This is a genomic window from Arthrobacter sp. A2-55, from assembly GCF_025548615.1.
Lineage (GTDB): Bacteria > Actinomycetota > Actinomycetes > Actinomycetales > Micrococcaceae > Specibacter > Specibacter silviterrae.
In genome coordinates, this window is sequence record NZ_JAJLOZ010000025.1 from 24,947 (window position 1) to 46,624 (window position 21,678).

Below are 21,678 nucleotides of genomic sequence, written 5' to 3' on the forward strand. Positions count from 1 at the left end.
AATTGGCCGTGGGGGATGGCATTGGGTTGGCGTCAGGGGATGGTTGTGGGTATGGACGAAATTGCTGGGAGGGCTGTGGTGGCAGGGTCGCTCTTTTTGGCTGGGTGGGGTGATGGTCTGAAGATGTCAGTGGCGCATTCTATTGTCGAACACGTATTCTATTAACGAGTTTGTCTTTAGAGGTGTGTTCGATGGTTATTGGTGAGTGTGTGGAAGTCTGGACGACTCCGACGGGGAGTCCGTTGGGGTTTGCGTGGCGGTCGGGACGGTATCGGATGACGGAGCTGCCGATGCGGTTCTTCACGCGCCGTCCCTGGTGGACGGAACAGGACCGGGTCAACAAAGGCATTGGTGCCCAGGTTCTCGAGACTGAGGTGTGGCGCCTGACGGCCACACGGCGCGGCCGTTCGGCGGAGCGCGTGTTTGAGTTGACCCGCGAGGATTCCGGGTGGCGGCTCGCCAGGATCCTTGGCTGAGCACCGGTGCACATTCACTTGCATGTTGCCTCCGCCTTTTCCGCCCACTACGGGGTGGACTGGCCCGACACCCTGGCCGCCGCGGCCAGGGATGGCGGCGCCGACGCCCTGGCCATCACCGATCGTGATGGCCTGTACGGGGTTCCCAAACACATTGCGGCCTGCCGGCGGGCCGGGATAGACGCGATCCTTGGCGTGGAGCTTGCCACACTGGGAGGCGACGGCGCGGTGACCGGCCGCGTCGTCGTCCTTGCCCACGGACACAACAAGGGGGCCGGGTATGCGGCATTGTGCCGGCTGGTGTCCACCGCGCACACCCACTCGCCGGTCGGGGTGAGCCCGGAAGAGATCGCCACGCATCTGCTGACCGGGTCCGGCCCGGTCGGGACTGTGTTGTTGGGGCCGCTCTCGGATGTCGGGCGGCGGGTCGGGGCACGCCGCGAGGGTCTGCCCTTGTTGCGCGCCTGGCAATCAGTGCTGCCGGCCGAGGCCTTGTGTATTGAGGTTGTGTCGCATCTTTCCGAGCCTGGGCAGCCGCTCAGTCATCCGCACGCCATTCGCATGTTGCGCCTGGCTGCCCGGTCCGGGATCACGCCTGTGCTCACGAACATGGTCCGGTATGCCGAGCCTGATGGGGCGGTCACCGCGGATGTCCTTGACGCGGCCCGGGCGCTGGCCTGTTTGGATGAGGTGGGCGTTCAGCCTACTGCCCAGGGGTGGCTCAAACCCGTATCAACCATGAAGGCCCTGGCTTCGGAAATTGCGATGTTGGGCCAGTTCGGGGCGGGGGCTGCAAGGACGCTCCTGGCGCAGACCGAGGCGTTGGCGGATAAGTGCCGGATTGATCCGGTCACCGATGTGGGCTGGGGATTTCCCGTCATGCCGGAGGCCTCCATCATCGGCATCACCGGCGACCCCCTGGCAGAGCTCTGGGCGCGGGCCAAGGCGGGCGTGGGAAGCCGGTACCCGGGGACCGGCTCCGCATCCCAGATGGTGATTGAGGACCGGCTGCGGGCGGAGATGGGAACCATTGCCGAGCTCGGTTTCTCCTCCTATTTTTTGACGGTGGCGGAGGTGACCCGCTTGATCCGGGAGATGGGGATTCGCTCTGCCGCCCGCGGCTCCGGGGCTGGCTCCCTGGTCAACTATGCCCTGGGCATCTCCCAGGTCGACCCCATCCGGCACGATCTGTTGTTTGAGCGGTTCCTGAGCACCGAGAGGCAAACCCTCCCTGATGTTGACATTGATGTGGAGTCGGCACGGAGGCATGAAATCTACCACCGCATTTTCGAGCGCTTCGGCCCGGAACGGGTCACGCTGATGTCGATGCAATCCGGGTATCGGGCCAGGGGTGCCGCCAGGGACGCCGGAATGGCCCTGGGCATGGCACCAGGGGATATCGATGGGATCGCTAAGGGTTTGTGGAGGTTCTCCGCGAGTGAATTCCGGGAAGCGTTGGATGAAAAGCCGGAACTGCGCGATCTTGCCGACCGGGTCGAGGGCAACCGGCAGCTGGATCTTCTGGTGGACATCACCGAGCGCCTGGACCGGCTGCCGCGGCACATCTCCATGCACCCCTGCGGTGTCATCCTCAGCTCCGCGACCTTGCTGGATCGCACCCCGGTCCAGCCCTCCGGGATGGGCCTGCCCATGTCCCAATACGACAAGCACGACATGGACCCCATGGGGCTGATCAAGCTCGATGTGCTCGGCGTGCGCATGCAGTCCGCGATGGCCTACGCCATCTCTGAAATCTGCCGCACCACAGGACAGGCCATTGATCTGGAGGCTGTGCCGCTGGATGATGAGCCGACCTTTGAGCTCATCCGCTCCACCCAGACGCTCGGGTGTTTTCAGATTGAATCGCCGGGCCAGCGCGAACTCATCGGCAAGCTCCAACCGACCGTTTTTGATGACCTCATCACCGACATTTCCCTGTTCCGCCCCGGCCCCATGCAGGCCGACATGGTCAAGCCATTCCTGAACCGGCGCGGCGGCTGGGAAACCGTCGCCCAACTCCACCCTGACCTGGAACCGGTCCTGCGGAGCACCTACGGGATCGTGGTCTTCCACGAACAACTCATGCGCATCCTGGACATCTTCACCGGCTGCGGACTCGCGTACGCCGATGTCCTGCGACGGCACCTCAGCAACGACGACAAACTCCCGGCGGTCGAAAAGTACTTTCGGGATCAGTCCGTCCAGCGCGGCTACACTCCCGAGGCCATAGAAAGGGTATGGGGCGTGGTTAAGGGCTTTGGTTCGTTCGGGTTTTGCCGCGCCCACGGGGCCGCTTTTGCCGTCCCCACCTACGAGTCGGCGTGGCTCAAGACTCACTACCCGGTCCAGTTCCTGGCCGGATTGTGGACCCATGACCCCGGAATGTATCCCAAACGACTCCTGGTGGCCGAGGCCCGCCGGCTCGGCATCCCGATTCTGCCATTGGACGTCAACACCTCCACGGACGAGTACGTCGTGGAACCGGCGGGCGATGGCGGCTTGGGGATCCGCATGTCCCTGGCGGATGTGAAAGGCATCCAGGCCAAGGAAGTCGAACGGATCATCAACCAGCGCCCCTTCGATTCCCTGGCCGACCTCAAACAACGCGCCCGGCTCCGCGTATCCACGATTGAGAGCCTGGCCCTGGTCGGTGCGCTCGACTCCCTCTACACCGGAAACAATCACCGGAGCCGGCGGGACCTGGCGGCATGGAACCAAGCAACCAGCCACAGCAAACGTGCACACGTGATTCCCGGCCAACTCGCCCTGCCCTTGCCGGCCATCGACGCAGCCAACATGACCGCCCACGAACCGGAAATGACCCCCACCGATGTCACCCGGGCCGAGCTGAACATCCTCTCCTTGGACGTCACCCACCACCTCATGGACTCCCACCAACCCCTCCTGAACGAGCTTGGAGTCACCAAGGCAAAAGACCTCCTTGGCCTGCGCAACGGCACCTTCGTGCGCGTCGCCGGAGTCAGGGTCGCCACACAGACCCCGCCCATGCACGGCGGCAAACGCGTCGTGTTCATCAGCATCGACGACGGCACCGGATGCATCGACGCGACCTTCTTCGCCGACGCCCAGGAAAACGTCGCCCCACCCATCCTCTTCAACACCCGGCTACTTCTGATCGAAGGTACCACCCGCCGCACGGGACCGCGCGGCATGTCCCTCCAAGCCACAAACGCCACAGACCTCACAGAGATTTCGCTGGCGGAACGCGATGGATGAAACTGGCTTGAAGTCAGTTGAACAGGTGCAGTGCACTGCTTCTATCAGATACAGGGGAGAGTGCCGCATGAGGCCTTCATGCGGCACCGGATCTCGTGGTTGGTGATGATTATTGGATGGCGAGTCTGAGTCGTTCGATCTCGTCGGGGTTGAATCCTGACCAGTGGTGGTGGTCGTTCACAACGACGACAGGCGTTTGGGACTACCCCCGGACTAGGACGTACCCGAAGGCGACGTCGTTCATTGTCAGATCCATGATGGCTAATCGGATACGTGCCCCTTCCATGCAGAGTCAAGGCCCCCTTAGGCACCCCCGAACGGCGGGCCACGATCTGGCAACGGACCAACGCAGGGGCAAGCCTTGGCTCATTTGTCACTCCGTGTTGTTACGCTCCGAGTATGACTCTTGAAATTATGCCCGAGGTTGACCAGCTAACCGACGCCTGCCGAACTCGTTTCGGTGACGAATCCCGGTGGATCACGGCCGAAGGTTATCGCGATAGTTTGGCTCTCTGCATCATCGACTCTCTATTTTCCACCGGGTCGCATTACCAAAGCGTCATCAACGTCGTGAACAACTACTGTTCACACCGCATAGGACAGGGCGGGAAGCCCGAGCACGATGGCACAAAGGAACTCATTGGGACGTACACGGATATAGGTGGGAGTGATAAGTGGGCTGATTTGGTGAACAACCGTAAGCCGGCCCACACTCACCCCGGAGCGTTGTTGAAGGCTGAGGTTATCTATCGCGCAGCCGAGAAACTGCACGCCATGGGCATCAAGACCATGGCTGATCTTTATGTAGCCCATGCGGCCGACGAACATCTGACGGAACTGAAAACTGCATGGCGCAAGCTACCGAGTCAGTCTTCAGGAGTTACGTTTAACTACTTTTTGATCTTGGCGGGGTTCCAATCAGTCAAGCCTGATCGCATGGTCTTGAGGTTTGTGGAAGAGCATGTTGGCGGCGGTAGGACACTCACCCCGATGCAGACGGCAGACCTGATTAAGGCCGTTGCTCAGGCCTATCCGACGACACCAAGCAAGCTTGACCACATCATCTGGCGATATGTATCTGGCCGCGACATTCTTGCGCCAGAAAACGAGCCGGAAAGTTAGACACAATGAGGTGAATGTGGTTGGGTTTCGGCCCCGTCAAAGGGTCCAATCGGTGGGTGTTTCTGCGCCGCCAGCTTGACGCCGGCTCATTTCCGTCGCGTTGGAGGCGGCAACGAGGGGCCTGCGGGCCGCAAGGAATTTTCTGTATTCGGACGTGCCGTCCGGAGGTTTGCCAGCATGCCGGGGTGAGGCGCAACCCTTCTTGTGGTCAAGTGTGACCGGGGCAGCTGGGTAGGGGCACTCCAGTCTTCAGACATACCTCGCTAGTCCACAGTGTGCGGAGATCGTCGCGTCTTGTCATTGCGACTTCTCGCTTGAAGTACTTACTTCTTCGTGGTCTGTTTGCCTGCGGCTGCGACGCGTAGCCGTTCGATTTCGGTTGGGTCGAATCCTGACCAGTGGTGGTGGTCGTTCACAACGACGACGGGGGCTTGGGAGTAGCCGAGGTCTTGGACGTATTCGAGGGCGGCGGCGTTGGTGGTCAGGTCGACGACGGTGTGTGGGATGCCGGCCTGGTCCAGGCTGCGGCAGGTGAATTTGCATTGCTGGCAGCCTGGCTTGCTGTAAACGGTGATGTCCATTGGTATCGCCTTGATTCGAATCTGTTGCTTGTGGATCCGGTGGCCGGGGTCAGTGGTTCCGGTACGCAGTGTCTTTGTGTTGTGCCCAGCCGGAGACGGCGCCGGCGCCGAGCAGTTGGTCCAGCAGCTTGGCCAGGTGGTATTCAGGGTCGAAGGTCAGGGCGACGTTCATGTAGTTCGCGGCAGCGGTTCCCTTGCCCTTCCACCAGCAGATGTGCCCGAGCATCGTCAACGGCGCGGCGGCGTGGTCCGGGGCGGCGATGGTCAGCAACTGCTTCAGGAGCTTTTCCGAGTTGTCGATCCGGTTCCATTGCGGGGCTTCCTCCGTGGCACCAAACAGTGTTGCGGCCATCGGCTGGTTGATGCCGGGCATGTCGGCGAGGATCTGGTCCCTGAGCCCGACGTGCTGCAGCCCGACGAGGACCTCGGCCAACTGCTCCTGGGTGGGCTCGGCGCCGCGGTCAAGGAGATCCAGCCAGAGTCGGTAGACGGCGTCGAGCTTCTTTGCCGGGTTGGCGGCCATGTCCCTCATCGCTGCCTCGACGGCGTCATGGTCGACCGCGGCGAACAATTCGGGGATGGCGGGTGTGTCGCCCTGTTCAATGAGGCTGCCCCGGTAGACCATCTCCGCGTTGAGGACGCTGGAATCGATGGCTTCCAGCGGAGTTTCGTTCCCGCAGGACCTTGGATCGTCGCCGTCGTACGGGGCGAAGGATTCGGGGCCTACGATCCACACGTCATGAACGCGCATCCCGGCAGCCGAGAACTGGTGCTTGAGTCCTTGGATCATGGATGCGAAGGGCTTGGGGCGTCCCTGGCTCCAGGGCCGGTGGGTGAACAGGGCCATGAGAACGGCGGTGGCGTCATGGTCGATGCCGACGGCGCGGGCGACGCGCTCGGCGTAGCTCTGGCTGGCGTCTTCGGTCCCGGGGAGGTTCACCCGGAGAGTGGGGCCGAGGGCTGCGCCTTCGAGGGCGACGCAGACGAGGCTTTCCTTCGGCCAGTAGCCGAGGCTGTGGCCCATGTAGCTGATGGCGTCGGCCGGGCTGCTGATTCTGATCGGTTCCATAATCCTGCTCCTCTTTTGTGTTCGGTGGCTGGGTGTTCGCGGCCGCCTGCTCTGTTGGTGCCTTCTGGTAAGAGGAATCACCGCTGGGTTTTAGGGGCCGGAGGGCAACTTGGGGTACCGGGCACGGGGCAAAAATTGTTTCGAGGAAATAAGCGACGCAGGAGCGCCGAGGAAGAATTTTTGTAGGAGGGACCGGCGCGCAGCGCCCTGGTTGCGTGGAGGGCCCGCCCAGCGATGATGGGGTACCAGAAGGCACAACGTGGCTCGGCAGGTGTTCATATGGGTCCATCACTTTGGACGCCAGTTCGGGCTGATCTATGGTGGCGACTGGGGTTGCCACCATGGATACCGAATCATGGTCTAGGTCGTTGATGCGGTCGGCGCTGTTCTCCAGCACTCAGGGCAGGGAATCGAGCAACGATTTCGAAATACGACAACTTCACTCTGCATAGCCGCGAAACGGCTGGTTTACGGAGATTTCTATAAAAGTGATTAGATGAATGCACCTCGTGCGCCGTCGTTGCATCGTGCGGGGTTCACCTGGGGTGAGCAACGGAGCTAGGAGCATGCACGTGTCAACGTCAACTGTGGCTGCACCGCCATTGCCGGAGCCTGGCCAAGTCGTTGAGGTTCGAGGGTCAACATGGGCCGTGGCCAACGTCCAGGCACAGGGACTCCCTCGAAGCCCGGCCGACGAATCCGTTGCGCAGCTTTCACATGTGGTTGATCTTCAGTCGCTCGATGAGGACCGTCTCGGGGAACAGCTCTCGGTGGTGTGGGAGCTGGAAGTAGGTCACACAGTCACCCCCGCTCAGGGCCTGCCGGAGACGATTTACGTCGAGCAGTTTGATGACCCGACGAGACTCGCTGGCTTTGTGGACGCTATGCGATGGGGTGCGGTCACGAGTGCCGACCCAGACCGCTATCAAGCTCCGTTCTGGTCGGGCGCGAACGTCGAGGCGTACCAGCTCGAACCGCTGCGCCGCGCCCTCGGCGCGCCTCGCACCAACCTGCTGCTGGCCGATGACGTCGGCTTGGGGAAGACCATCGAGGCAGGTCTGGTGATCCAGGAATTGCTGCTGCGGCACCGGGCGCGGACCGCGGTGATCGTGTGTCCTCCGAGCTTGTCGTTGAAGTGGCAGGACGAAATGCGAGACAAGTTCGGGCTCGACTTCACGATCGTCAACTCCGAGTTGATGGCACAGGTGCGCCGCACCCACGGGCTGCAAGCCAACCCGTTCCTGATGTTCCCACGTGTCATCGTGAGCATGGCCTGGCTGCCGCAGGTCCGCTCCCAGCGGCTGCTGCGTGATGTGTATTCCCAAGTGAAAAGTCCAAAGACGGCGAAACGCTTCGCATTCGACATCCTCGTCGTCGACGAAGCTCACCATGTTGCCCCTTCCGGACCTCCGGCGATCGCAGGGGGCCGCGGTTATGCGGTTGACACTCAGCGCACCATTGCGGTGAGGGAGCTTGCGGAAAGGTGCGAACACCGGCTCTTCCTGTCCGCGACCCCGCACAATGGGCACCCTGAATCGTTCACCGCACTGATGGAGATGATCGACCCCCGGCGCTTTTCCCGCGGCGCGCTTCTGGATTCCAAGGCACTGAAGGATGTGACAGTCCGCCGTCTCAAGAGCGATCTGACCGGCAAGGACTTCAAGAAGCGCAAGGTAAGTGCGCTGCCCTACACCCCGCGCGAGGACGAGCAGGAGATGTTCGCGCTCCTGGACCAGATCGTCGTCAAGAGCGCCAAGGCCAACGGCACCAAGCCGAGCGGTGACATTGTCACCATGCTGCTGAAGAAGCGGTTCTTGTCCAGCCCATTCGCGTTTGGACAGACCCTCACGCGCTACGTCAGTGCCAAGGCCGGCCGAGGACTGTCCGATGACGACTACGATGACGTCTTCGGCGAGGGGCAGTCGGATGAAGAAGAGGGGCTCTGGGAGCAGGGCGAAGCCGAGCGGCTGCGCCAGTCTAAAGGCTCCGATCCGCTGGTGGCCGCCGAACCCCAGCAGCTGAACGCACTCATAGAATGGGGACTGGGCTTCGAGTCCCGCGCAGACTCCCGGCTCGACGAGTTGCTTAGGTTCCTTGACGCAGTTTGTCGTCCGGACGGCCTGCACTGGACAAACGAGCGCGTCGTTGTGTTTACCGAGTACGCCCATACTGTCGACTGGCTCACCCGCGTGTTGACCCAGCGCGGATACAAGGACAGACTCGCGGTGATCCAAGGCTCCACCCCGCCTGAGGACCGCGAGTACATTCGTTCGCAGTTCACCGAGGACCCATCCAAGGAACCGGTGCGGGTTCTGCTCGCCACGGATGCCGCCGGCGAGGGCATCGATCTCCAGACGCACTGCCACCGACTGGTGAACTTCGACATCCCGTTCAACCCGTCCCGCTTGGAACAGCGCATCGGCCGCATCGACCGGTACGGCCAGAAACAGGAACCGTTGGTCTTCCATTTGGCCCCCGCCGCTGACTCCTCCGTCTACGCGGCCGACGCTTCCTTCATGGCGCGAATCGCGAAGAAAGTCGCAACCGTCGAGCAGGACCTCGGCTCGGTCAACCAGGTCATCGGCGACGAGATTCAGCGCCACTTTGGCAAGCGCGCACCTGTGCGCTCGAAGGCGAAGGGCGTGGATACGAACGAAGCTATCAACACAGCCCTGGCCGGTGGCATGGAGCTCAACGCGCGGCTGACACAGCTTGAACAAGGCTATGACGCCTCACGCACCGAAATGCACCTTGATCCGGCCAACTTGCGCCGAGTGGTTGACACCGCCTTACGTATCAACCATCAGCAGCCGCTCAGGCCGAACCACGACTTCGCCCATGACACCGACGCCGATGTGTTCGATGTGCCAAGCCTTTCGGCGGGATGGAGCGCGACCCTTAAAGGTCTGCCGACACGCCTGAAACCGGAGGTTTTCCGCCCGATCACCTTCGACCCCCACGCCGCCGAGGGACGCAGCAACCTAGTGTACGTGCACCTCGGGCACCCGATCGTGCAGAAGGCACAGCGCCTCTTGCGCCGCTCGCTGTGGAGCGTCGACTCACCGCTCAGCCGCGTGACCGCCGTCGTGGTCGACGACCTGCCAGAATCATTCGTGGCCGCCGTCACCCGTATGGTCCTCGTCGGGCGTGGCGGCATTCGCCTGCACGAGGAGGTGTTCTTGGCCGGTGTCCGCCTGCATGGGCGCCGCGCGATGGCAGAGGAGAAGGCTGAGGCTGCCCTTGACCACGCACTCGACCTCGAGAAGATCTCTCTGGCGGACGAGCGCGTGCGTGACCAGCTCTGCGACCTGTGGAACGTGCCCGACGCCCCGCTGCGCGTCCGGCTCGAGGAATCTATGCAGGCTCGCGCCGGCCGACGTCACGATATGGTCCTTGAACAGCTCACGCGCCGCCAGGAAGCCGATGTCCAGCGGGCAGGAGAAATCTTCGCCGCCTTCCGGGTGAACCTCCGCGAATCACTCGCCCGTTTGCGGCGAGCCGACGAAGAGGCCGCGGCAATGCTCCTGCCCGACGAACAGCAGCGCCAGCGCCGTCGCGACATCGAAGCGATGGAACGCCGTCTGGACGAACTCGACGACGAAGAAGCCCGTGAGATTGACGCAATCAAGGAGCGGTACGCCGACGTCAAGCCTCACACCACGGCCGCGGCGGTCGTGTTCGCCCTCACCCGTGATGACGCAGAAGGATGGACGATCTGATGGCGCGACCCAGGAAGGCCGCTGGTCTGAAGACCAACGCTACAGATCTGCACCGGGCCTGGCTCCAACTCGTCGACACAGACGGGCCCTTTCTCGCCATCCCGCCGCTCAAAAGGGTTTGGCCCAACGGCATCCCCGACTTCCGGGCTACTCACCTAGACCAATTCGAGACTCTGGTAGAAGCCCGCAAGGCGTTTGAGAACTCCTGGGAAACCCTTGACCGGGACTCCGACAGTGACATACGACTCGGCGGCTACCGAACGGAGCGCGACAAGTGGGTCGAGACCGTGCTGCGGGACGTCGTCGGCTGGGGTGAATCACTGGAATGGGGCATCGTCCCCGGCGTAGAGGTCCAGTCGCCCAACCGCGCGGTCACCGTCGCCGCGCAAGGGGCCCTTGTCAGCGTGGGGGGTATTGGCGCTCTTGTGCTCGTCGTCGACCCGACGGACTCACTGCGGCAGACCCCCAGCGACCTGTGGGCCGCAACTCCGGTCGACCGCTGTGAGGCACTGTTGCGCGAAAACAGGGTCGAGATCGGAATCGTCACCGACGGTCGCTGGTGGGGCCTGGTCTGTGCCCGTGAGGGCAGCATGGCCGCCTCCGGCATCGTGGATTCGCTCACCTGGGTTGAGGAGCCCCGCGCCCGCGACGCGTTTCTCACTCTGATCAGGAGGCAGCACATCATCGGCGGCGACCCCGCCGAACGTCTACCCGTTCTTTTCGAAGAATCCATCGCCGCTGCCGAGGAGATCACAGAGGCCCTCGGCGCGCAGGTGCGCCGAGCCGTCGAACTGCTCATTCAGTCGTTCTCAGAGTCCGCTGCCGAGGCTAAACGCCGTGGCCTGCCCGACCCGCTCCCGGATCGGAACCACGACACCTACGAGGCTGCCGTCACCGTGATGATGAGGACAGTGTTTCTGCTGTTCGCCGAGGAACGAGGCCTTCTTCCTTCCGGGGAGCTGTTTGAGCAGGGCTACGGCATCGCCGGTGAACTCGATCGGCTCACTGCCCGGGAGAACGACGAGAGCGAGGAAGCTCTCGACGCCACCTCGCTGACCTGGCACCGGCTGCTCGCAACCAGCCAGGCTCTCTACAAGGGGGCATCATTCGAGAACCTGCGCATGCCCGCCTACGGAGGATCGCTGTTCGACCCGGCACGGTTCTTATTCCTCACAGATACAACTGAGCAGGGCGCCCTCGCCGTCACGGTCTCGGACCGGGTGATGCTACACGTGCTGCGCTCCGTGCAAAAGGCCGAGGTAAAAGCGGAAGCGCGCCAGATCTCCTTCCGGGACATCGACGTCGAGCAGATCGGCTACATCTATGAAGGCCTGCTCGGCTATACAGCGACACGTGTGAGTGAGCCCACCCTCGGCATTATCGGAACCACAGGAGCCGAGCCCGAGATCCCGCTGGCCATACTCGAAGAACTCTCCGTGACATACCCGGAGCCGAAGAAGCTTGCCGTCGCGATTAGGGATTGGGTCGCGAAGGGCCAGCCCTCCGCGAGCCCGTCTTCAGCAGCAGCCATCACCAAGGCCATCATCGCCAAAGCCGACCCCAGTGTAATCAGCGCCCTCACCCAGACCGTCGGCGACGACAACACGCTACGAGACCGCATCAAGCCCTGGCTTGGCCTCATCCGGCCCGACTTGCGGGGCCACCCGTTCGTTGTGGTGGCCGGCGGGCTGGTGATGAAAGAAACCCCGTCGCGCAGGAACGCCGGCGCCCACTACACACCGAAGTCCTTGGCGGAAGAGGTCGTGCTCCGTGCCCTACAGCCGCTGTGCTACTCGCCTGGCCCGCACCAGACTGCCGAAAGTGAGCAGTGGAAGCTGAAGTCTTCCGACGAGCTGCTCGGACTCAAGATCGCAGATATCGCCTGTGGGTCAGGAGCGTTCCTCGTTGCCGCCGCCCGCTACCTCGCTGACCGCGTGGTAGAGGCATGGACCGAGGAAGACCTAGCGAACTCCCAACGTAAGGGCCTTTACGTACGTGCCATCCGGCAGGTGGTTGCGAACTGTCTCTACGGCGCCGACATCAACGACATGGCTGTTGAGATGTGCAAGCTCTCTCTCTGGCTCGTATCCCTCGACCGAGACCTGCCGTTCTCCTTCGTCGACGACAAAGTATTCCTCGGCAACTCCCTGCTCGGGCTCACAAATATTGATCAGCTCCGTAGACTCCACTTCGATACCAAACGCGTCATTCCCGGCGATATGCTCCACATCTTCCACATCGACATCGACATCATCCTCCGCAAGGCAGTGGCTCTGCGCGAACGCCTCGCCACCGAGATCGATGAAGACGACCCCGCCCGCAGCAGTGCGGCGAAGCGCCGGCAGCTGCGAGAGCTGCACGAAGTCACCGCATCCTTGCGGGCGATAGCGGACGGTGTGATAGCCGCTGGGCTGCCCCACGGAGGCAAACCAAGCAGGGCGCTAGATGAGGCATACGAGAACCTGCGGGCAGCTGTGAAGAAAGCGCACCAGGGAACCCTTGACCAGGAAGCTGACAGCACGTGGCTCGACGCGATCATCGACAACGGACTCACACCTACCGTGGAGACCGATTACCGCCGGTGGCAGCCGTTGCATTGGGTGCTAGAGGCCCCCGACGTCATGGTCGGTCACGGCGGCTTCGATGCCGTCATCGGGAATCCCCCGTTCCTCGCGGGGAAGAAGATCGCAACCGCAAATGGCTCGAACATTGAAACCTGGGTCAAGGCAGATTTGAACGGTTTGAAAGGTGCGGCAGACATAAGCGCACATTTCATTCGCCGAGCTTGGCTACTTCTCGTTGAAGGTGGATCTCTCGGGCTTATAGCCACTGATCGAATTGGGCAGGGCGACACTGCTTTGATGAGCACACAGATTTTGGTGGAAGAAGGCACGCTTTATCGAGCGGTGTCGGCATTTCGTTGGCCAGGGCAAGCTTCAACGGGTGCCGCGATTATCTGGGCGTGGAAAAAAAGTTCCGATTACTCAGCAATGTCACCAATCCTTGATGGCCGTGTCGTCTCGGCGCTATCCCCGTCACTTGATGATGCAGGGGAGGCAAATGTTACTACGGCCTCGCCACTGAAGCTTCCTTTCCTTGCCGGTGCGGGCATTTACGCATATGGTGAGGGATTCGTTCTTGATGCAGACGCCCCGATTTTGGCAAATCTCAATGAGGCGGAGCAACTTGCATTGAGACCCTTCGTCAATGGGCAGACGTTAATGTCAGGCGTTCCATCGGGACGGAAGGTAATCGATGTTGGGGCCTACGTTGATGAAGATTTACTTCGCATGGACATGCCGAATCTGTTCGAGCATCTTCGCTTGACGGTTAAGCCCGCCAGGGATGCAATCACAAGCCAGGTGCACGAGCACCGTTACTGGGCATTCTGGGATAAACGGGAAGAACTCTTCCAGGAGACTGAAAAAATGGATCGGTTCATAGCGCTGGCGGGAGACACACGCGTTCCGGTATTCCTGTTCATGCACGATCACCGTCCGGTCCTCTCGCACAAGGTCGTAGTGATCGCCTCAGCTTCGGCTTCGGCCTTGGGCGTTCTCTCATCGAGCCTACATTCCGCCTGGTTCGAGCGCACCCGCACTGGGCGCGGTACCACAAGCAACTATGTTGTGTCACGGTGCCTTCGCACGTTCCCCTTTCCCGATCTCGAGAATCTGAATCTCTTAGTAGCTGCGGACGAATTCATTGCGGCGCGGGACGAGGCTTTGTCAGTGATCACTTCGCCGACGAAGCTATACAACCAGCTCGATGACCCGAGTGTGAACGGGTACTCAATCTCTCGTCTTCGAGAGGCGCAGATGGCTCTCGATGCCGCTGTCGTATCCAGCTATGGGTGGAACGATCTCGATATTCACCACGGATTCCACGAATTGGCAGGCGTTGTGCGCTTTACGTGTGATTCCGCTCAGCGCAATGAAATGAGGCGTCGGTTGTTGGAGGAGAATCATCGGCGAGCGGCTGAAGAGGCGGCTGCAAGTCCGAAGAAAACCACTAGGGGCAGAAAAACGAAGTCAGCGTCCGAGGGAATGGAGACACTGTTCTCATGAGCGAAACCACGACCACGCGACCACCGCAGAAGCCGTACGAGCTCAACCATGAGCTCGATGGTTCGTCATTCATGGTGCGCGAGAACCTGGCCGACATTCTGGAGCGGGAACTGCTCGGGCCGATCCACGGACCCGAAGAGGTTCTGTCGATTAGCCCCCGTTCTCAGTACCTGGTGGGCCACATCGCGCCAGTGAAGCTCACAGGCAAGGCCTTGAAAGATGGCGCATCCGAAGACGCCCCGGAGCGCGGGCACATCGTCGAGGCCCGCATGGATGATGACGCTGCGCGCGAGCAGCGCGGCGTTCCGGCATTCGCAGCCGACGAGACAACTGCGGATGCGGAAGACGACGACCCGGAGGACCGCAGCCCGAAGCAGGGACTGATGATCCCGGCGTCAATGGGCCTGCGATTCCAGCTGCCAGCAGACCTGGCCTCGTTCACAGTCACCGCATCATGGGGTACGTACTCGACGGTCGAGACCGACCAGACCACCAAAGCCGGCCGCCCCATCCGCCACTACCAGCGCACTCCCGTCGAAGAACCACGCACGATCAGACTCGCCGACCTGACGCCGGGGAAAACTGCCACGATAACATTGCGGGATTCGATCTGCCTGCGGGTGGACCGGTACGACGATCCGCAGTTCGGCCGGGTGCTCGTGGAGATTGCACTGTGCAATGACCGGGAGACGCCGATGCCGATCCCGGTGAACATGTGGCTGTTCCAAACCCAGCTCCGCGTGAACGCCGGCGGGGCGGAGGTGTTTCTCCCGGTGCGGGATGCGCTGGAGCAGGACTGGCCGGAGCATGACGACGAGGTCAAGCGGTTGAAGCTCCAGTACCGCAACCGCCTGGAATTCGCGATCGGTCGCACCTGCTCAGTGGATTGGGTGGCGCGCACTGGTTCACGGCGGGCAGCTGAGGTTTCTACGACGTGGCTTCCTGTCGCTGAAACGCCGCAGACACGCGCACGATCGGTAAAAGATGCGCTGCTGTCCATGGATGCGCTTTCGACAGTGACACCAGAGGGGCTGACGGCGGGCCTGGCTCCTCTGGTTTCCGGCTACCGTGCGTGGCTCGACGAACAAAAAGCCACAGCGATGAACCTTCCGGCGCATCTTCAGGAGACCGCCGAGGCGGTTCTGTGGGATGCGGCCCAGGCGCGCCAACGGCTTGCCGACGGCCTCGAACACATCGCCAGCGATCCTGAAGCGCTGCGCTGTTTCCAGTTCATGAACCGCGTGATGCACGATCAGCGCATCGCCTCCCAGGTAGCAGCCCTGCGAGCATCTGATCCAACAGTGACGATCGAGCAGGCACAGGCAGCAATTGCCGCAAAGGGTCCGGGCGCAGCATCCTGGCGTCCGTTCCAGCTTGCGTTCATCCTCATGCAGCTAGGGGCACTGACCGACCCGACAGCTCAAGCCCGCAGCGCCGACCACCTTGCTCGCGTTGAGCTGCTGTTCTTCCCCACTGGTGGTGGCAAGACCGAGGCCTATCTCGGCCTTGCCGCCTACACGTTCGCGATCCGTCGCCGCCAGGGCCTGGTCTCCTCGACTGACGGCCAGCTCGACGGGCGCGATGGCGTTGCGGTTCTCATGCGGTACACCCTGCGGCTGCTGACCGCCCAGCAGTTCCAGCGGGCAACGACCTTGATGTGCGCGGCCGAGCTGGCGCGCCGCGAAAATGAAGAGATTTGGGGAGCCGAGCAATTCCGCATCGGGCTGTGGGTAGGGACCGACGTGAGCCCGAAACGGTTCGAGGAAGCGGACGAGCAGCTTACCAAGGCCAACGAATACGGTTCCCACCGGCTGACTGTCCTCCAAATTCAGCGGTGCCCCTGGTGTGGCACGCCCATTACCGCGGCCCAGGTCAAGACCGATGCGACAGTCCGTCGGGTATTCGTTTACTGCGCCGACGACCTAGCTCGCTGCCCCTTCTCCAAGGGCGGCCTTGTCGACGAAGGGCTGCCGGTACTCACCGTCGATGAGGAGATTTACCGCCTCACCCCCGCTTTTGTGATCGCGACGGTGGACAAGTTCGCCCGGCTTGCCCGTGAGGGCGAGGCAGCCGCACTTTTCGGGTACGTTAGCCGCCGCTGCGGACGTCACGGGTACGTCCACCCGGACTACTCCAATTGCGACATCACTACGACCCACCCGGTGAGCAAGGACGGGCACCCTGCGGCGACCGTACGTACCGTCAACCGGCTTCGTCCGCCGGACCTGATCATCCAAGACGAGCTGCACCTGATTACCGGTGCCCTCGGCACAGCTGTCGGTCTGTTCGAAGTCGCAGTAGAGACCCTGTCCTCATGGGAAACACTGGATGGAAAACCAGTGAGACCCCTGATCGTGGCCTCAACAGCGACCGTGCGCAACGCCCAGGATCAGGTGCGGGGACTATACGGACGGCAGGTCGAGATCTTCCCCCCGCAGGTACTCGATGTCGCCGATACCTACTTCTCCCAGGAAGTTCCGATCAGCCGGGACAGCCCGGGGCGGCGGTACCTGGGTGTCAGTGCCCAAGGTGTGCGTCTGTCGAGCGCAGAAATCCGGCTCGCCGAGGTACTCCTACTTGCGGGCCAGCTCCTTTTCGATCGGGCCGGAAGCGCTGCGGACCCGTACATGACGCTGGTCGGCTACTTCAACGCCACCCGTGAACTCGCGGGCATGGCCCGGTACGTCGCCGACGATGTGGCGAACAGGGTCAGCAACCCACGCAAGGACTCGGGCTTCCCGCGCCGATATGGCGCAGCTTTCGGCAACCTGCACACCGCCGAGCTAACATCCCGGATCGCCTCGGCCGAGATCGGCAGAACGCTGGACCGGCTCGGATTGGAGTTCGACTCTAACTTCGACACAACAACAGCTGTCCAAGCCCGTATAGCCGCCATCCGCGACAACAAGAAAGCTCCCGGCAGGAAAGATTCACCATTCGACGTCGTCCTGGCGACCTCCATGCTCCAAGTCGGAGTGGACGTTCAGCGACTGGGGCTCATGCTCGTGGTCGGGCAGCCGAAGAACACCGCAGAGTACATCCAGGCATCCTCACGCGTCGGCCGCGATCCCTCTGACCGGCCCGGTCTCGTGGTCGCCCTCGGGAACTGGGCCCGCCCGCGTGACTTGGCTCATTTCGAGCAGTTCCGGAACTACCACGACACGTTCTACGCTCAAGTCGAGGCGCTCTCGGTGACCCCGTATTCGCCGACATCGCTGGAGCGCGGTATCGACGGGTTGCTGGTCAGTGTTGCCCGGGTGCTCCAGGCTCCCGTCGCTGACGGGCTCTCTCCGGAACGTAGCGCCTGGCGGATCAAGGAGCAGCCAGAGGCGCTCGAAGCACTGGCGGAGCGGCTGAAAACACGAATCGCGGCCGCTGCGCAGGACGAGGACACTGCCAAGCGCGCAAACGATCTGCTCGTGAACCGCATCGACCGCTGGAACCAGCGTGCGAAGCGAGCCGCGGAGATGAGCAAAACCCTGGTGTATGAACGCACCGGAGATGGCGACAAGTACCTGCCGTTGATCATCAGCCCCGAGAATGCCAGAGCATCGGCGGCCGGGTCTTCCGAGGCGCCTTTTGTTATTGCCAACTCCATGCGCGAGGTGCAGCCGGAGATCAACGTGCTGGTCAGCCCGCTACCAGAGCGAATGTTCGCGCGGGCACCTAACGGAGCCCCGCAGTGGGCCCTGCCTATGGGAGAGGACGACTGATGATGGTCGAAACGATTACCCCCGACGACCCGGATCTGACCGATATCCCCGCTATGCTCCACGATCCCGGGCAGGCGCTCGACCCGCTGACTGACGCCGAGGAGAGTGCGGTCAAGAACCGTGCAAAGGTCGGCACCGCCCGGCCATCTTCGCTGTTGTACACCTATGGCCCCGGCGCCATCATGGACCTTCCGGGCTTCTCGGTCATGCCTGCCGGGCTCGATGACTGGGAACCAATCTGGAAGCGCCGGGAGTTCATCCCGACCGTCGTCGAACCGCGGCTGCTGAACGTCGTACGCCTCCACCTGGGACCTCAGGTCGACTCGCTGCGCCCATTCCCGTGGCAGCCGAAGAAGGGCGCGATGTCCAAGGAAGGATCCGACCTCGGTGTTCCGGCGCGCGCCTTCCCTCAGTGGTTCCGCTGCACCGGCTGTGACTACCTCGGGCCCCTGCCGCGTTTCAGTTACACGAACACCCACCCTTTCCGTCCGGACCTCGCTCAGTTCACTCACGAGAGCTGTCCGGGCCGCGGCAGGAACCGGGCCGTGTCAACCGGACGGAAGCGCCAGAGCCCCGCCGTTCCCGCCCCGCACCTGCTGACCTGTACCAACGGCCACCTCGACGAGTTCCCTTATACGTTGTGGGTGCACCGCGGCGGATCCTGCCCGAAATCCGAGCTGCCTGACTTGAAGATGCGGGACGCGAACATCGGCCAGAGCATCGGCTCTATCATTAGCTGCGCCTCCTGCGGCGCATCCCGTGGCATGGCCGAGGCCCAGGGCGCGGCCGGGCGCGACAAACTCCCGCAGAAATGCCGTGGACGACACCCGCACTTGAACGCCTTCGACGCCGAATGCGGCGCCCGTCCCACCCTGATCATGATGGGGGCATCCAACCTCTGGTTCTCCTCCACCCAGTCGGTCATTGTCATGCCCCGTACCGACGCTGAAGAAGCCGAAGCCCTCGCTGACCAATTACGCGCTGCGGTGGGAATCGAGAAGATCGTCAAGTACGCCTCCGATCTGGACACCCTCAAGGACGTGGCAGACGGAAAGATCGACCTCAAGGATATTTCTGACCAGAGCCTTGCCGCCGCCGTCGCAGACGTGCTCGCGCCCGTCGATCCGGAGGAGGTACGCCAGGAGAAGCTCGCCACCTGGGACCCGGCGGAGCTGCTTGTACCGGAGTGGCGGTACCTGCAAAAGCCGGCCCTGTTCCCGCAGCAGCAAAACTCCAGCGGCCTGATGGTCACTGAGATGCAACGAGGGCAGAACCTGCACCCGCGCGTTAAGCGGGTCGTGGCCGTCAACCGGATGAAAAAGATCAACGCCGTTCTCGGGTTTACCCGGCTTGACGAGATGGACAGGGTGAACGATCTTGCCAGCCGCCTCGTCAAACTGACGCGCAAAGGCAGGCCCGCCTGGGTTCCGGCCACCGAAGACCGCGGCGAGGGAATCTTCCTCCAGCTCGACTTGGAAGCTGTGGACGAGTGGGAAAAGAAGATCCTCAACTCCCCGCTATGGACGGCTCACAAGCAGGCGCACCGACTGAATTTCTCCCGCCGCTTCTCGGAGACCGCCGCCTCAGTAAACCCCGACACCCGGCTGCCTGGCCCGCGCTACTGGCTCCTGCACACCTTCGCCCATACGCTCATTCGCGAGATGGCAATGTCCTGCGGCTACGGCGCTGCCAGCCTCACGGAACGCATATACGGATGGCCTTCGGGGCCGCAGCGCGAGGCGGCGGCAGGACTGCTCATCTGCACCACAGCCTCTGACAGTGAGGGAACTCTCGGTGGGCTCGTCGCATTGTCCGAGCCCGCGCGCTTGGAGGGCCTCGTTATCTCGGCTCTGCGCAGGGCGTCGCGGTGTTCATCGGACCCCGTTTGTGCGGTGCGCACTCCCAGCGACCCTGAGGACTTCCTCCATGGCGCCGCTTGCCACTGTTGCACCTTTGTCTCGGAGACCTCATGCGAGAAGTCGAACCGGTTCCTGGATCGGCGCTTCCTGCTCAACCTGCCGACCATCATGGGCCCAACCGTCCCCGGTTTCTTTGGGAGCGTGGATGCCTTCTGACCCTTTCGCGGCGCTCGGCGAGTTCCTCACAGCTGCCGAAGCCGAGGGACTTGCCGTTCAGCTCGCCGCGGGCCAGCACATCACCAAAGCGCTCGGAGCGGTCAGCAACTCCCGCCGTGAACGAGCCGGAGCGCTTCTTGCAGCCGCCGGCCTGGGGCACACAGACGTTGAGCGGTCGGTTGCCGTCCTACAGGCTGTGGCTGGAGCCAAGGCCGTCCATCGGGATCTTACTCCTGTCTGGACCATGCCCGGCAACGAAGCCAAGAACGGGCGCCTTACGGGTGAGTTCCATCGGCTCATAAGCTCCGCCCGGCAGTCCGTGACCTGCGCAACGTATAACTTTGAGAAGACCTCGCAGATGTGGGCCGCGCTCCGGGAAAGTACCGCTCACCCCGGCGTGACGGTCACCGTCTACGTGGACGGTGACAAGGCCGACAGTCTGAACATCAAAGCGCAACTCGAGCGAGCGACGGTCTACAGATCGGCCATCTTGCCGACCGGCAAACAGGTCGTCAGCCACGCAAAGTTCATCATCATCGACCACGAAATCCTGCTCTTGACCAGCGCCAACTTCTCCTTCAGCGCAGAAAACCGCAACATAGAGTTCGGTCTTCTGGTTCACGACTCCGCGCTGGCCAAGTCAGTCGAGTCCACGATGACAAGCAAACACGGCACGCTCTACGAGCAAGTGCTGGATTAGACCAGTCTCTCGCATCCAGGGGTGCGGAAGACTATTTGGTTAGGGATGCATATAATCCGGATTTTTCATGGTGTACAGGTTGCTGGCCACCATTAGAAATCCTCGGCTACCTAAACGACCCCATGAGTATGAGCTCCGTGTCCGCATTCGAAAGTCACGATTTTGGGGGCCCAAGTATGCGCTGGCCATCAGACATAGAACATACATTGCAGAGTGGCCAATCGTTGGCGGCATGAAGATTGGCGGCGTTATGGAGTCCATCGAGAGAGATGCCATTGAGCAGACAAACTCTGAGTGCGCCAGCTGTCGTCACGGATTTGACTCGATGCGGCGGATGCCGCCGCACGGTGTCCGACTCATCAGCGTCCATGTTGAAGCATGGAAATTGGGTGATTCAAACCCCATGATTTCTCCTCCAGGATGGGAACATTCGGATACCCAAGCGCCGGCATCCAGCTTGCGGGGTGACCAACCGATTCGTGACAATTTTGGCAGCACCAAAGCGGTACCAGGGAGTGGATCGGCTACGGAAACGAGGGGATTTGGAGCGGGCCGGCGGTCAAGTTTGGCGCAAAATGATGGTGTCTGGAATGTCAGTCACAAACAGTCGAGATGGTCAATGGGAAATCAATAACGTGACTAGAAATTGAACCTATTTCCCCCGAAAGCAAGCCAAAAACGTGACCAACTTTTCGTTCAAAAACGTGAGTAAAACGTGACTTGGCCCGTTTTTGGCCTTAAGCGCCTCTGACCTGCGGAACATAACCGCAGGTCAGAGGCCCTTTTGGGTGCCCCGGGCGGGAATTGAACCCACGACCAAGAGATTAGAAGGCTCCTGCTCTATCCGCTGAGCTACCGAGGCGTGGCCCACAGGAGTGAACCTCCACTAAATTATCAGGTTTATCTGCGTATCTCTTCC

At 61.9% G+C, this 21,678-nt stretch carries 10 protein-coding genes and 1 tRNA gene; 8 read left to right on the forward strand and 3 right to left on the reverse strand.

Annotation, left to right across the window (positions count from 1 at the left end; translation table 11 throughout):
• Nucleotides 1-275 precede the first annotated feature (275 nt).
• From LPN03_RS08835 to LPN03_RS08845, 3 genes are all read left to right on the forward strand, one after another.
• Nucleotides 276-476, forward strand: a complete 201-nt coding sequence (locus LPN03_RS08835) for a hypothetical protein (protein ID WP_410468573.1) — start codon at nucleotides 276-278, stop codon at nucleotides 474-476.
• Nucleotides 477-482: 6 nt separating this feature from the next.
• Complete coding sequence (locus LPN03_RS08840; RefSeq protein WP_262453941.1) at nucleotides 483-3,713, forward strand: DNA polymerase III subunit alpha; 3,231 nt, start codon at nucleotides 483-485, stop codon at nucleotides 3,711-3,713.
• 399 nt (nucleotides 3,714-4,112) lie between these two features.
• Entirely contained in the window at nucleotides 4,113-4,835 is a 723-nt protein-coding gene (locus tag LPN03_RS08845) for a hypothetical protein (RefSeq protein WP_262453942.1), read from the forward strand.
• A gap of 323 nt (nucleotides 4,836-5,158) precedes the next feature.
• On the opposite strand, the gene LPN03_RS08850 is transcribed toward LPN03_RS08845, so the two are convergent.
• On the reverse strand, nucleotides 5,159-5,416 hold the full coding sequence (locus tag LPN03_RS08850) for a glutaredoxin family protein (protein ID WP_262453943.1): 258 nt from the start codon (nucleotides 5,414-5,416) through the stop codon (nucleotides 5,159-5,161).
• 49 nt (nucleotides 5,417-5,465) lie between these two features.
• Nucleotides 5,466-6,485, reverse strand: coding sequence for a DUF4192 domain-containing protein (locus tag LPN03_RS08855; RefSeq protein ID WP_262453944.1), 1,020 nt, complete (start codon nucleotides 6,483-6,485; stop codon nucleotides 5,466-5,468).
• Between the two features lie 566 nt (nucleotides 6,486-7,051).
• Here LPN03_RS08855 and drmD point away from each other — a divergent pair.
• From drmD to drmC, 5 genes are read left to right on the forward strand one after another with little or no spacing between them, the layout of a single operon-like run.
• The gene (gene drmD, locus LPN03_RS08860; RefSeq protein ID WP_262453945.1) at nucleotides 7,052-10,204 is read left to right on the forward strand and encodes a DISARM system SNF2-like helicase DrmD; all 3,153 of its coding nucleotides are present in this window, start codon (nucleotides 7,052-7,054) and stop codon (nucleotides 10,202-10,204) included.
• A complete protein-coding gene (locus tag LPN03_RS08865) occupies nucleotides 10,192-14,271 on the forward strand; it encodes an Eco57I restriction-modification methylase domain-containing protein (protein ID WP_262453946.1) in 4,080 nt (1,359 codons plus the stop codon). Before drmD ends, LPN03_RS08865 begins: the two co-directional genes overlap by 13 nt.
• Complete coding sequence (gene drmA / locus LPN03_RS08870) at nucleotides 14,268-17,984, forward strand: DISARM system helicase DrmA (protein ID WP_262453947.1); 3,717 nt, start codon at nucleotides 14,268-14,270, stop codon at nucleotides 17,982-17,984. The genes LPN03_RS08865 and drmA overlap by 4 nt, the downstream gene beginning before the upstream one ends.
• The gene (drmB, locus tag LPN03_RS08875) at nucleotides 17,984-20,059 is read left to right on the forward strand and encodes a DUF1998 domain-containing protein (RefSeq protein ID WP_262453949.1); all 2,076 of its coding nucleotides are present in this window, start codon (nucleotides 17,984-17,986) and stop codon (nucleotides 20,057-20,059) included. The genes drmA and drmB overlap by 1 nt, the downstream gene beginning before the upstream one ends.
• Nucleotides 20,049-20,759 (forward strand): DISARM system phospholipase D-like protein DrmC, encoded by a 711-nt coding sequence (gene drmC / locus LPN03_RS08880; protein ID WP_262453951.1) that lies wholly within the window; start codon nucleotides 20,049-20,051, stop codon nucleotides 20,757-20,759. Before drmB ends, drmC begins: the two co-directional genes overlap by 11 nt.
• 789 nt (nucleotides 20,760-21,548) lie before the next feature.
• Here the strand turns inward: drmC and LPN03_RS08885 are convergent.
• Nucleotides 21,549-21,621: transfer RNA gene (locus LPN03_RS08885), tRNA-Arg, on the reverse strand.
• Between the last annotated feature and the right edge of the window lie 57 nt (nucleotides 21,622-21,678).